The organism is Methylobacterium brachiatum (assembly GCF_020523825.1).
GTDB classification, from domain to species: Bacteria; Pseudomonadota; Alphaproteobacteria; order Rhizobiales; family Beijerinckiaceae; genus Methylobacterium; species Methylobacterium brachiatum.
This window is the reverse complement of the sequence record NZ_JAJALK010000009.1, coordinates 80,325-92,721: the sequence shown is the minus strand read 5'-3', so window position 1 is coordinate 92,721 and position 12,397 is coordinate 80,325. Positions and strand designations below refer to the sequence as shown.

The window sequence follows — 12,397 nt, the reverse complement described above, 5'->3', positions numbered from 1 at the left end:
GTATGATGGATTGCGAAATAAAATTAATTTATTTATCATTCTTCAAAATGCTCAGCCGATTCGCAAGCGCGTTTTTTTATTCAGATTTCGGCTATGAGGGCATCTTTGCGCCGAAGCAGATTTGTAACAAAGTTTTACTGGCATTGTAACGGCAGCGGAAGCTAAGATGATGGACGATCTCACACGAGCCGCAATTCGGTACGGGACTGATAAATTCGGATCCCATTTATATACGCCTATTTATGATCAAGTTCTTCGACATCTTCGAGGTCGCCCCATTCGCCTCCTTGAGATTGGGGTGGGCGGGTACTCCAATCCACTTGCTGGAGGATCAAGTCTTTACGCGTGGGCGGAATATTTTCCTTTTGGGGATATCGTTGGGCTTGACCTCTCAGAAAAAAGAATTTTTCCGCATCCAAGGATAAATGTCATTCAGGGGTCGCAGGACGATGTAGGACTTCTTACCAATATATGCAACGCGTATGGGCCATTTGACATCGTGATAGACGATGGGAGCCATGATCCAAGCCATATGATTGCTTCTTTTGACGTCATTTTCCCTTTAATGAAAAAGGAAGGTATTTATATTGTAGAAGATACCCAGACATGTTTTTGGAAACATGCCGGCGGATCGCCGGATGGAAGTGGAACTATCTTCGACATAGCTAGGGAGATAATGGCGTCGATGCACTTTGAAGAGGCGCGACAAGCCGGACAGTCACCCAGCTCGACTAAGTTCGCTTTTATAACGAGCTCCATAAGAATACATCGAAATATAATAATTTTTGAACGAGGCGACAATAATTATCCTTCGAATCACCAGTTTGATATGGCGCATCCGAACGTACAAAGAGTTCTAGCTGAAATCGATGAAGAAGCGGTCCGTGCACCCTCGCACGGGAATTACATGACCCGCATTGAGATGCAGGTTTGTGCAGGTGATGTTAGCGCCGTTATGTCATTGGCAAACGATGCCCTCGCTGCTTACCCCCGGCAGCAAGATTTGTTGGCTTACATTTTACACGTGTGTGAACGATACCAGATGCACGATGTCGGGAAGAAAGTTGCACAAATGCTTTTGGACATACTTCCGGATGATCCTTCGGCGATTGCTATTGCAACTCGTTATCGGTCTATGGGTTAAACAAATTTGTAAATAGGACCGTTTAGCGGGAAAATTGAGGGGATGAGGTCGATTGGTTCAAAACTAAATCGTGGTCTAACGCCTTCTATCCAGCAAGAATTTATTCTAATTGTTTTTCATGATAGTCATTTGGTTTAATGATCGCGATTAATTAAATCGGTCATAAACGATAATTCGGCTATTTACGGTGCGTTCTTAACGATTGTCGCTACGCTTTTTCAAAATAAGCTCGTCGATATTCGGCGCGGTTTACCTGCATTTCAATTTGAAGTTCCATAAGGTCTTTCATGCCCGTTTCTTATCTTCCAAATCGATCTAGGAAGGGTGATTGGGTAATGGGACAATTGTGATATTATTATATAGACTTTCTTGCCGATGTTGGAAATTCGAAGTGCCCCCGTCTCTTCGGATGTCCCGCGGTGTTTGACTTAGATGGATGCTACAAATACGTAGGAACCATCGCATTTTGCGAACTCCGTTTGATTGGCTTGGAGATGCCTTCGGGGTAGTAGTTTTTTGCAAGAAAAAATTCTACGGATGCTAAAGAGCTTTTTGCAGGTCGATTTGAGGGGAGTATACCATGCTCGTTTTGTAATTACTGCTGAGCAATGTGGGATCTATTTATGGATTAGATTTTTAATTAGGTGGGCTTCGATTTGGTAGTGATGGCGGCGACCGAAGTAGACAGCCACGGCGAGGAGGTTGGTGATCGAGGCGAACGTGACTCCTCATTTGACGCCGACTGGTACAGGGAGCGCTACCCGGACGTCGCGGAGGCGGGTATAGAGCCGTCCGAGCATTACCGGTACTACGGACGCTCAGAAAACCGCTTTCCCAACCAAGCGGCCGAATCTGCGTCGATTGGCGAGACCTTTAATGGCGTTTGGTATCAGGCGCGTTATCCTGACGTGGCCGCTACGGGAGCTGACCCGGAACGCCACTATCTTCTTTATGGACGCGCCGAAGGCCGGTATCCAAATGTCGACCGCGAGCCGCGGTCGGTGTGGAATACTCGCTTCGATCCGGTCTGGTACCGAGCGCGAAACGCGGATCTTGGCCCATACCAGCACGATCCTTTAGAGCATTTTCGCCGTATCGGACTTCTGGAGGGTCGGGCACCTAACGCGGCCGAAGAGGATAGGGAAGCGTGGCGCACGATCTTTGATCCGGGCTGGTACGTCGCGCGTAATCCCGACGTCGCTCGGCGTGGCCTCGATCCGCTTGAACACTTTATCATTGAAGGGCTGATCGATCGCCGCCGCCCAAATGCGCACGCGGTCCTCGAATCTGAGCCGGTCACGTCGGCGCGAATTGACTACCTCAAGGGCGGTGTGTTTGCTAACGAAATTGCCCTGTTTGTGACGCACGCGCGCGATGGCGCGATCAAACCGCATGTGGCTCACCACATTGCCAGCCTACGGCTCTGCGGCATCGTCTGTGTCTTGATCGTGGTCTGCGATAAAGTCGATGCCGCGGTAACGGGCGTTGTCCTTGGCCAGGCCGATCACATATTCCGTCGCGCCAATGCGGGCTTCGATTTCGCTGCCTGGGCCCATGTTTTGCGCCTGCACCCCGAACTTTACGACGCCAAGATTTTGTACCTCGTCAACGACAGCGTCTTCGGGCCGACCCATTCAGAGGCGCTTGAGCGGGTGATCACTCGGATTCGCGCGAGCGAGGCTGACCTGGTGGGCCTGACCGACAATGCCGACCGCGGCTGGCACATCCAGAGCTACTTCCTTGCCTTGAGACAACCGTTCCTCGGCTCCGAGGCGGGCCGCGCATTCTTCGACGGCGTTGTTTCGTACGCCCACAAGAACGATGTCGTGAACGAGTACGAGACGCAGTTCGCACGCTATGCGGTCGCCCGCGGGTTTCGCGTCGAGGTCCTGTTCCCGACCCCGGACTGGCTCGACGCGACGCTTCACAATTGGCGTAGGCTACTGCGCGCTGGCTTTCCCTACTTAAAAGTCGGGACGGCGCGGGCGCTTGTCCAGGGCGTCGAGACCGCCGATTGGCGCGCGGAGATGGGGTTGCGCGGCTACGACACGGCGCCCGCGGATCTAACGCTTGAACGGCTCGCCAGGGAGGCCGCGGGAGACGCATCCGTCTCTTCCAATCCAATGCACGACGATGAGCGATCGGCGCTCGTCTCGATGCACGAGTTTCTGGCCGCTGGGGACACTGTCGATCTGTCGCCGGGGGCGTGCCCGCTAATCTCGGTTCTCGCCGTCCTCAACGGAAGGCCGGCGCGGCTCCTGCACTTGATGCGCGCTCTCGTGCTCGAACGGCAGGCGCCGATCGACGCGGTAATCGTCGACAACGCCTCGATCGACGACACGCACCACGTCCTCGGGCGCTTGGCTGGCGCGACCATCGTCACCAACGTTGCGCCCCTGCTACCGCTTCGCGCGGCGCGCCAAGCCTTGGCCCGCGCCCGCGCGGACGTCGTCATTCTCTTGCGGCTGGGCAAGCGGCCGGACGTTGGGCCAAGCGACCCACCACCTCCCGCTGAAGAGACGGACGAGGACGGGCGAGCCTTACGCGCCGTGTTGGGGCGTGTGTGGCCGGCCGGCGAACTGAGTTTCGAGCCGTTGGCCAATTCCGCCGGCATGCCGTGGCAAGCGTTCGATCTCGTCCACCGCGGTAATCGCCTCGGGACGGCCTACGCGATGTGGCGGCCCCATGCGCCGGAGGCACTGGAACTGCTCATCGGTTTTCTGGAACCGAGGCGGGCCGACGAAACACTCGATCCAAGTATCCTCTGAGGGTAGGGCTGTACAAGGACACGCGGAGAGCGACGATCGATTAAGCGAGCGCTCCTGCCCTTAACGAGCCCGAACTTGTCTCAGGGTTCGCATCGCCTGAAAGGTTCACGTTGGGGCGTCGCCGGGCCGGCCGTTCTGGCGGAGGCGGCCCGATAGCCTCGAAACAGGCTCCGCCCAGCGGCTATCTCCAGCGGTGCCCGCTCAACCCATCAAGATAAGGTTAAGTTTTAACTACGCTTGTAGTCCGCGATTGCGTGAGGCGGCCGTCCGACCTAGATAGTATGTGCGAAGTCGATTTCGACTCGCATGGTCTGCCCTCCCCTGAGAGGGGCGGCCGACAAGGGTACTGGACATACCCTCGCCGGCCTGACCGTGATCCCATAGGTAAGGTACAGGACCATGGCTACACTCGCCTATAGCGAGGCCCGCGCCCGCGCGGAAGCCCCGCCCCCCCTTCCCCCGTTCCGGTTCTCGCCGCCCGTCGTGCCCGCGCGCACGGCCGACGCCTTCGCCAGGCTCACCGCCTAGCGCCGCCGCGAGTCCCTCCCACACGCCGCCGACCACGCCGCCCGGTCTCGCCCCCGGCGCCGGTCGATGCGTTCAGCCGGAACGGAAAATCATGCCCGATATGCCCCACCTCGTGGGCGGCTTCGCCGCACCGCTTGACCACCCGCGCCTCAACGTCCGAAGCCCCGAGGGCTGCCCGCCCGAGGTGCGCCTCGTGACCTCACCCGACACCGCCCTGGTCGTCGGCGCCGCGCCGATCGAGCGGGTCGGCCATCTCCTGCGCCAGACGCCGTTCCGGCGGCGGCCGCTGGCCTACTTGCTGATGGCCTCGGCCTCGCCGGAGCGGCCTATCGAGCTCTACGTCGGCGAGACGCTCGACGGCGAGGTGCGCACGGCCGAGCACCGGCGCGACCCGCGCCTGCCCGCGGACGAAGTCGTGCTGATCGCCTGCCACGACGACGCGTTCGGCCGCGACGCCATCCAGGCGCTCCAGCACGGGCTGACCGCGCAGGCCCACAGGGCCGGCCGTTGCCGGGTCGTCGGCAAGCCGCCGCAGCGCTCGTGGCTGCAGAGTGCCGACCCCGAGCAGCTCGCGCGCTGGCTCCGGGCTGTGCGCCCGATGCTGGTCGCCGCCGGCTGCAGCCTGTTGGAGCCGCCCGGGGCGCGGCTGCGCCCCCGCTCCGTCGCCGTGCTTCCCGACTCCCTTGAGGCGCCGCGCCCGGCGGTGGTGCTCCCCCCGGATCCGGCGATCCGCCCCGTGCCCGAGCCGGTGCTCCAGGGCTACAGCCTCGACCTGCCCGCGGGGCTCCTCGCCCGCGCCGACGCCCGGCACTACGTGCTGGCCTGGGCGGGGGTGCGCGCCGAGGCCGTAGCAGCGGGCGCGTGGACGGTGCTGCGCGCCGGCTCGCGGGTGACCCCCGCAGACGATCCCGGCATCCAGCTCTGCCTGTCGCGCAAGCGCCGGGCGCTGGCGGAGGCGGGCGTGCTGCGCCCGAGCGGGCGCGGCGGGTTGCTGCGGGTCGAGCGCGACGTCGCCCTGCCCTCCCTGACCAACGCCTGCCGCGTCGTCACCGGCACGAACCGGCCCGGCAGCCTCTGGGCCGAGGCCTGAACCACCGCGGCGGCCCGGACCGACCGGACCGCCGAGACCGGGAGCCGGATCCGCGCCCCGCGCGACCGCTGCCGGTCGCGTCACCCCCCTCCCGCCTCCTCGCCCCTCGTCCGATCGCGACGCCGCGCCCGCGCGCGTCAGCCGGAGCACCCCCATGTCCGCTCACGATCCCAGACCCGTCGACGATCCTCCGCCGGTTCCTCCGGCCCGGCCGCCGGAGCCGTCCGCCCGCCTGCGCGTGCAGGTCGTCTCCGATCTCCACGTCGACGTCGCCGATACCGGCAGGCTCCGCCTCGCCCCCGGCGCCGACCTCCTCGTGGTCGCCGGCGACACCTGTGCCGGCACGGTGGAGGGCTTCGCCCACCTGCGCCGCGTCGTCCCGGGGTCCACCCCGATCGTCGCGGTGGCCGGCAATCACGAGTTCTACGGCGGGACCCATTCGATCGAGCTCGCCCGCGCCCGCGCCGCCGCCGCGGATTTCGGCATCGCTTTCCTGGAGGACGAGGCCGCGGTGATCGGCGGCGTGCGCTTCGTAGGCTGCACCCTCTGGACCGATTACCGCCTGTTCGGCGAGCGGCACCGCCCGGTCGCGATGGCGGTCGCCCGGCGCGGCCTCAGCGACCACCGGGCGATCGCCTGGGGCGACGCCCGGCGGGGCTTCCGTCCCGAGGAGGCGGCCGGACTGCACGCGGCCTCGCACGCCTTCCTCGCGGCCGCGCTCGCCCGCCCCTTCCCCGGACCGACCGTGGTGGTCTCACACCACGCCCCGCACCCGGCCGGGATCGCCCCGCGCTACGGCCGCGACCCGCTCTCGGCCGCCTTCGCCAGCGACCTCAGCGAGCTGATCGCGGCCGGCGCGCCGGACCTCTGGGTGTTCGGCCACACCCACCACCCCGTGGACCGGGTGGTCGGTCGTACGCGGCTGGTGGCCAACCCGCACGGCTACCGCGACGAGTGCCGGGCGACGTTCGATCCCGCCCGGGTCATCGACGTCCCGCTGGCCCCGCGCCGGGAGGACCGCCCGTGAGCCCCCGCGATCGCAGCGGCCGGAGCGATCCGGCGACTCGTGGGATCGGCGGCGACGGGGCGCCCCCTGAGGGCATCGTCCGGGCGCGCGCAGCGGCCGAGGGTGGACCCGCCCCGGCCGGCCCCGACGACCTTCCCGATCTCCAGTCCGATCTGCTGCCGGATCCCCCGCCCGTCCCGGGTGTCGACGGCGATGCCATCGACGCCGGAGATGCGGATTTCGAGACCGGGCTCGACCTGTGGTCGGATCCCGCGGCCGAGACCGCGACGCGCCGGGGCTGGCGCGGGATCCGCCGGGCCGACGGGCTGGTGTCATCCCTGCGCTTGCTCGCCGAGCTCGCCCTCGACCCGCTCCTGACGCCGGGCCTGCGCCGGGCCCTGCGCGCGGGCGAGCCGATCGTCGTGGCGGTCGCGGTCCCGGGGCCGGCCTGGGTCGCGCCGGTCGATGGCGTGATCGCCGCGGCGAGCGGCGGCCAAGCCCGGCGCCTCACTCAGGCCAGCCGGCCCCGGGCGTCGGCGGCCCGCGATCCGGACCGCGAGGCGGTCGACCTCCTCGCCGAGGGGCGGCCGGTGGTGGCGATCGCCCCCGACGCGGCCTGGCTCGCCCCGACCCTCGCGGCGGCCGCCGACCACGCCCTCACCGTGCCGCCCCTCGACGCCCGCCTGGTCACCCGGGCGATCGCGATCTGGTGCGGGTGCCGGCCGCGCCGGGCGATCGCCCCGGAGGATCTCGCCGGGCTCGACCTCCTCGACGTCGCCGGGGCCCTGCGCCCCGGGTCGAGCCCGGGGGCGTGCGCCGCGCGCCTGAGGCGGGCGAGCCTTGCCCGACTCGGGCCCATACAGGGTGGCGCCGCCCCGCCCCTCGCCGAGCTCGCGGGCTACGGCCCGGCCCACGGCTGGGCGACGGCGCTGGTCTCGGACATCGCCCGGGTGCGCCGGGGCGAGATGCGGGCCGGCCTGCTGGAGGGAGCCGTGCTCTTCGGGATCCCCGGGACGGGCAAGACCACGTTCGCCCGCGCCCTCGCCGCGGAGGCGGGCGTGCCGTTCGTGACCACCAGCGTGGCGGAGTGGTTCACCGGCTCCTCGGGACACCTCGACGGGGTGGTGAAGTCTGCCGCGTCCTTCTTCGACGCGCTGGGCGTGGCGGCCAAGGCCAACGGCACCGCGGTCGGGTTTCTCGACGAGCTCGACGCCTTGCCGAATCGTAGCCGGCTCAACGACCGTGGTGCTGACTGGTGGTTGCCGGTCATCACATTTGTACTACTCAGGGTAGAGGAGGTGCGTCGCGCGGGCGTGGTTTTGCTCGCGGCGACCAACGACCTGTCCCGGGTGGACGCGGCCCTGCTCCGGCCCGGGCGGTTCGATCGCCAGTTCGAGATCGGTCCGCCCGATGCTGACGCGCGCCTGGCCATCCTGCGCGTCCATCTCGGCGACGACCTCCGGGACGCCGACCTCGCCCCCGCGATTCGCCTGTCCGAGGGGGCGACTGGGGCGGTGCTCGCCGGCTACGTCCGGGCCGCGCGGCGGCGGGCGCAAGGTGAGGGCCGCGCGCTCGCGCTCGGCGATCTCCTCGCCGAGCTCACCCCCGTGGATCCGCGTCCGCCGGAGCAGCGCCGGGCGGTCGCCCTGCACGAGGCCGGGCACGCGGTCGTCGCCCACCGCCTCGGCCAGGACGTGGTCGAGGTGACGCTCCGGGTCGGCCCGCGGCACGAGGGGGTGACCGTGATCCGGTTCCGCGACCCGACGCCCGACCGCGCCGCCCTGGAGCGGTGGGTGATCGGCCTGCTCGCCGGCCGGGCGGCCGACGTGCGGCTCGGCGCCGGCGCCCATGCCGGGGCGAGCGCCGACCTGTCCGCGGCGACCGCGCTCCTGGCGGCGGTGCACGCGAGCTTCGGGCTCGGCGGGCGGCTCAGCGCCCTTGTCGAGCAGGCCGGGGCGCTGGCGCTGCTGCGCGCGGACCCCCCGCTCGCGGATCTCGTGGAGGCGGACCTGCGCCGGTTGGAGGCGGAAGCCGCCCGGCGGGTCTGGGCGGACCGGGCGGCGATCCGCGCCCTCGCCGAGGCCCTGCTCGCCGAGCCCGTGCAGACCGGCGCCGAGGTCGCCGCCATCGCCGCCGCCCACCCGCCGCGGGTCCGCGTCCCGGCCGGACGACGTCCCCGGCCGCCCGGCCCGGCCCCCGATCCGGCCGAGGCGGCGCGGCATCCCGTCCCGCCCGGCCCCGCCGGGACCGGGCTCCCCCCGACCGCCTGACAATCCCCGGGGCGGCGCGCCCGCGCCACCCTTCCCCCGCGAACGCGATCGAGAGGATCGACCCCCATGCCCGCCGCTTCCGACTTCCCCAGCCTTGAGTTGTACATGTCCGTCGACGAGGCCGTGACCCTGGAGGCGGCGCTGGCCGCCTTCGACGCGGTCACGGTCGGCGCGGCCCCCACCGCCCGCGACCTCGCGGGCGCGCCGCGCCTGGTCGACTGGCGCCACTGCCTGGTGCCCACGGTCGAGCGCGTGCTGATCGGCACGGCCGAGGGCCACCCCCGCCTGCCGGGCCGGCGCAGCGTCGTCACCTCGCCGCTGCTCGCGCTGGATGCCGAGGCCGGCTGGGCGCGCACGGTCTCGCGCTTCTACCGCCTCGGCCGCTCCCTCGTGTGACCGCCGCGCCGCGGGCCGGCGGACCCGGCCCGCCCCACGCTCAACCCGCGCCCGCCGCGCGCGCCAGCCCGGAGCCCGCACGGCTCCGGCATCGGACAGGACACTGCCATGGACCTCGCCCGCCAGACCCCACGCCCGCCCACTGCCTCCGCCCCGCATACCCGGCTCCTGTGCCTCGACGTCGAGACCGCCCCCGACCGCGCCCGGATGCCGGCCGCGTGGGGAGCGAAGTTCCCCAAGCCGATCTGGCACCGGGTGGTCGCGATCTCCGTGGTCGAGGCCCGGATCGAGGCGGACGGGGACGGCTTCGAGCGCTACGCCGTCACCGGGTGCCGCTCCGGCGGGGCGCCGGACTGGGACGAGGCGCGCCTCCTGCGCGGCTTCTGGGGATATTTCGCGCGGGAGCCGAGCCGCGTCGTGACCTGGAACGGGCGCGCCTTCGACCTGCCGGTGCTGATGCAGCGCACGATGGTCCACGGGCTCACCGCCCGCGGCTGGCACGGGGACGGCGGCCGCCACGGCTACACCAACCGGTACAGCGAGCGCTGGCACTGTGACCTGATGGACGCGCTCTCGACCTACGGCGCCTGCGCCCGCCTCTCCCTCGACGAGGCCGCCCGGGCGCTCGACCTGCCGGGCAAGATCGGCGGCCACGGCGGCGACGTGGAGGCGATGATCCTGGCGGGCGAGGTCGAGCGGGTGCGGGCCTATTGCGAGGGCGACGTGCTCAACCTGTTCGGCCTGTACTGCCGCTACGCCCTGCTCACCGGGCGCCAGGCGCCGGCAGGCCACGCCGAGGCCCTCGCAGGCCTGTCCGCCTACCTCGCCGGCGAGCGCGCCGGCCGTCCCCATCTCGGCGCGTTCCTCGACGCGTGGCGCCCCCCGGACGCCGCCGCCGGCCGCGCCGGGTGACGCGCGGAGCGAAGCCGCTGCGCTCAGACCCAGGCCGGCCCCGCCCGCTTCCACCATCCAGACCCCGCCGCGGTCCCGGACGCCCCGACCTGCCCGCGCCGCGCCCGACCGGGAGAGCCCCATGCCCCATACCTGGTTCACCGCCGACACCCATTTCGGCCACGCCAACGTCCTGAGCTTCTGTGGCCGGCCCTTCCCCGGGATCGCCGAGCACGACGCCGCCCTGGTCCGGGGCTGGAACGCCCGGGTGGCGCCCGGCGACGACGTCTGGCATCTCGGCGACTTCGCCCTCGGCCTCGACCCGGTCGCCCTCGCGCGCGTCTTCGCCCGCCTGCACGGGCGCAAGCACCTGATCGTGGGCAACCACGACCACAAGGCGACTCTGCGCCTGCCGTGGTCGTCGCCGCCGCGGCAGCTGCACGCGATCTCGGTGGCGGGGCGTCGCGTCGTGCTGTGCCACTACGCCCTGCGGTCGTGGCACCGGATCCACGCCGGCGCGGTCCACCTCTACGGGCATACGCACGGGACCATCCCGGGCACGCGCCACGCCGAGGATGTCGGGGTCGACGCCTGGGGCTACGCGCCGGTCTCGCTGGCCGAGGCTCTCGCGCGCATGGCCGGGAACGCGCTCCTGGAGGACGAACTCCGGCTCGCCGCCGCGGGCCGGGATCATCCGGGCGCGGACGCCGACGCGGATGGGCAATCGTGAGCGGTGAGCGGGCGCCCCGCTCAAGCTGGAAGTTCGCGGCCCCCGTCCCGCCCGACCCGGAGATCGGGCGGAACTCGGTGACCGGGGCGTCCAGGCGCGGGCGGCCCCGCGCCGCGGCGCCCTACGGTTTCGGGCCGAGGGCCGCGAAGGTCTGGCGCAGGCCGGCGTCGAGATCGTAGCGCGGGCGGAAGCCGACCGCGTCGCGCAGCCGCGTCACCGCCGCCTCGATGCCCGCCGGTTCGCTCGCCGGGAGCGGGCGGGCGCCGAAGTCGATGAGGTCGGGGCGGCCGGTGAGCGCGCCGATCCGCTCCAGGATCACCCGGACCGGCACCGCCGCGCCCGAACCGACATTGACCGGGCCCGCGACGTCGGACTCGACCAGGGCCGCGAACGCCCCGGCCGCGTCCGCCACGTGGCTGAAATCCCGGCGCTGGTGGCCCGGGCTCGTCGCGAAGCGCGCGCCCGAGGCCAGCGCCCGGATCGCGTCGCCGACCAGCCGGCCCGGCCGCTCCCCCGGCCCGTACAGGAAGAACAGCCGCCCCCAGGCCAGGGACAGCCCGGTCTCGCCGGCGTAGGCCGCGAGGATCCGCCGCGTCCCGTCCTTGGCCGCCCCGTACAGGGTGGCGGGGACGCAGGGCGCGTCCTCGCTGAGGCGCTCGGGCCCCCAGGCGTACTCGGCGCAGGTGCCCGCCACCACCGCCCGCCCGCCGCCGGCCTCCCGGAAGGCACGGACCAGCGCGAGGCTCGCCGCGACCCAGTCGAGGTTGGCCGCCGCGCGCCAGTACAGGCCGGGTTCGGCGTACCAGGCGAGGTGCAAGAGATGGCTCGCCCGGACTGCCTGAACCGCCGCCCGGACCGCCCCCGCGTCGAGCAGGTCCACCGGGTGGAACGCGACCGTCGACGCCTCTGGCCGCGCGCGGCCCAGCGCGTGAATCTCGAACCCGCGGGCCCGGAGCGCCGGGATCGCGTGGGTGCCGACGAAGCCGGTGGCGCCGGTGACGAGGACGCGGCGCGCCCCCGAACTCATGCGCCCGGATCCGCGCCGTCCCAGGCCGGGAAGGCGCGGTCGCGCTCGGCGATCACGCTCACCGGCTCCGGCCAGGCGATGCCGAGGGCGGGGTCGTCCCAGCGCAGGCCTCGGGCGGCCCCGGCCACGTAAGCCCTGTCGATCATGTACAGCACCTCCGTGTCGTCGCGCAGCGTCTGGAAGCCGTGCGCGAACCCAGCCGGGATGTACAGCGTCGCCCGGTTCTCGGCCGAGAGCGCGATTTCGGCCGCCCGCAGGTAGGTCGGCGAATCCCGGCGCAGGTCGACGATCACGTCGTGGATCGCCCCCCGGGTGCAGCGCACGAGCTTGGTCTCGGCGTGCGGCGCCACCGCGTAGTGCATCCCGCGAACCGTGCCGCGGCGCAGGTTGAACGATACGCTGGATTGCTTGAACCGACCGACCAGGCCACGTTCCACGAGGGTGTCCTCGCACACGGTCCGGGCGAAGAAGCCGCGCTCGTCCGCGTGCGGGCTGAGCCCGATCCGGTAGGCGCCCGCCAGCGGCAGTTCCTCGAAGATCACGCGGG

11 protein-coding genes are annotated in these 12,397 nt (G+C 69.2%); 9 read left to right on the top strand and 2 right to left on the bottom strand.

Features of this window, described 5'->3' with window-relative positions:
* Positions 1–166 precede the first annotated feature (166 nt).
* The 9 genes from LGR69_RS19725 to LGR69_RS19690 all read left to right on the top strand — a co-directional run bounded on the left by LGR69_RS19725 (position 167) and on the right by LGR69_RS19690 (position 10,823).
* Positions 167–1,144 carry a class I SAM-dependent methyltransferase gene (locus LGR69_RS19725; protein WP_230367085.1) on the top strand — a complete coding sequence of 326 codons (978 nt, stop codon included), beginning with the start codon at positions 167–169 and terminating at the stop codon, positions 1,142–1,144.
* A 665-nt stretch (positions 1,145–1,809) separates the two neighbouring features.
* A complete protein-coding gene (locus LGR69_RS19720) occupies positions 1,810–3,912 on the top strand; it encodes a rhamnan synthesis F family protein (RefSeq protein ID WP_230367084.1) in 2,103 nt (700 codons plus the stop codon).
* Between the two features lie 399 nt (positions 3,913–4,311).
* Positions 4,312–4,440, top strand: coding sequence for a hypothetical protein (locus LGR69_RS31885; RefSeq protein WP_268868681.1), 129 nt, complete (start codon positions 4,312–4,314; stop codon positions 4,438–4,440).
* Positions 4,441–4,531: 91 nt separating this feature from the next.
* Complete coding sequence (locus LGR69_RS19715; RefSeq protein ID WP_230367083.1) at positions 4,532–5,530, top strand: hypothetical protein; 999 nt, start codon at positions 4,532–4,534, stop codon at positions 5,528–5,530.
* Between the two features lie 154 nt (positions 5,531–5,684).
* Positions 5,685–6,557 (top strand): metallophosphoesterase, encoded by an 873-nt coding sequence (locus LGR69_RS19710; RefSeq protein WP_230367082.1) that lies wholly within the window; start codon positions 5,685–5,687, stop codon positions 6,555–6,557.
* Entirely contained in the window at positions 6,554–8,806 is a 2,253-nt protein-coding gene (locus tag LGR69_RS32080) for an AAA family ATPase (protein WP_230367081.1), read from the top strand. Before LGR69_RS19710 ends, LGR69_RS32080 begins: the two co-directional genes overlap by 4 nt.
* 66 nt (positions 8,807–8,872) lie before the next feature.
* Positions 8,873–9,202 (top strand): DUF6634 family protein, encoded by a 330-nt coding sequence (locus tag LGR69_RS19700; protein WP_230367080.1) that lies wholly within the window; start codon positions 8,873–8,875, stop codon positions 9,200–9,202.
* Between the two features lie 108 nt (positions 9,203–9,310).
* Positions 9,311–10,114 carry a 3'-5' exonuclease gene (locus LGR69_RS19695; protein WP_230367079.1) on the top strand — a complete coding sequence of 268 codons (804 nt, stop codon included), beginning with the start codon at positions 9,311–9,313 and terminating at the stop codon, positions 10,112–10,114.
* A 121-nt stretch (positions 10,115–10,235) separates the two neighbouring features.
* A complete protein-coding gene (locus tag LGR69_RS19690; RefSeq protein WP_230367078.1) occupies positions 10,236–10,823 on the top strand; it encodes a metallophosphoesterase family protein in 588 nt (195 codons plus the stop codon).
* A 121-nt stretch (positions 10,824–10,944) separates the two neighbouring features.
* Here LGR69_RS19690 and LGR69_RS19685 read toward each other — a convergent pair whose 3' ends face one another.
* Together LGR69_RS19685 and LGR69_RS19680 are read right to left on the bottom strand one after the other, a co-directional pair.
* On the bottom strand, positions 10,945–11,850 hold the full coding sequence (locus LGR69_RS19685; protein ID WP_230367077.1) for an NAD-dependent epimerase/dehydratase family protein: 906 nt from the start codon (positions 11,848–11,850) through the stop codon (positions 10,945–10,947).
* Positions 11,847–12,392 (bottom strand): dTDP-4-dehydrorhamnose 3,5-epimerase family protein, encoded by a 546-nt coding sequence (locus tag LGR69_RS19680; protein WP_230367076.1) that lies wholly within the window; start codon positions 12,390–12,392, stop codon positions 11,847–11,849. The genes LGR69_RS19685 and LGR69_RS19680 overlap by 4 nt, the downstream gene beginning before the upstream one ends.
* Between the last annotated feature and the right edge of the window lie 5 nt (positions 12,393–12,397).

Coding starts and splice junctions, on each gene's coding strand:
- LGR69_RS19685 (WP_230367077.1), bottom strand. CDS start 11,850: ATGAGTTCGGGGGCGCGCCGCGTCCTCGTCACCGGCGCCACCGGCTTC.
- LGR69_RS31885 (WP_268868681.1), top strand. CDS start 4,312: ATGGCTACACTCGCCTATAGCGAGGCCCGCGCCCGCGCGGAAGCCCCG.
- LGR69_RS19715 (WP_230367083.1), top strand. CDS start 4,532: ATGCCCGATATGCCCCACCTCGTGGGCGGCTTCGCCGCACCGCTTGAC.
- LGR69_RS19695 (WP_230367079.1), top strand. CDS start 9,311: ATGGACCTCGCCCGCCAGACCCCACGCCCGCCCACTGCCTCCGCCCCG.
- LGR69_RS19690 (WP_230367078.1), top strand. CDS start 10,236: ATGCCCCATACCTGGTTCACCGCCGACACCCATTTCGGCCACGCCAAC.
- LGR69_RS19700 (WP_230367080.1), top strand. CDS start 8,873: ATGCCCGCCGCTTCCGACTTCCCCAGCCTTGAGTTGTACATGTCCGTC.
- LGR69_RS19720 (WP_230367084.1), top strand. CDS start 1,810: ATGGCGGCGACCGAAGTAGACAGCCACGGCGAGGAGGTTGGTGATCGA.
- LGR69_RS19725 (WP_230367085.1), top strand. CDS start 167: ATGATGGACGATCTCACACGAGCCGCAATTCGGTACGGGACTGATAAA.
- LGR69_RS19710 (WP_230367082.1), top strand. CDS start 5,685: ATGTCCGCTCACGATCCCAGACCCGTCGACGATCCTCCGCCGGTTCCT.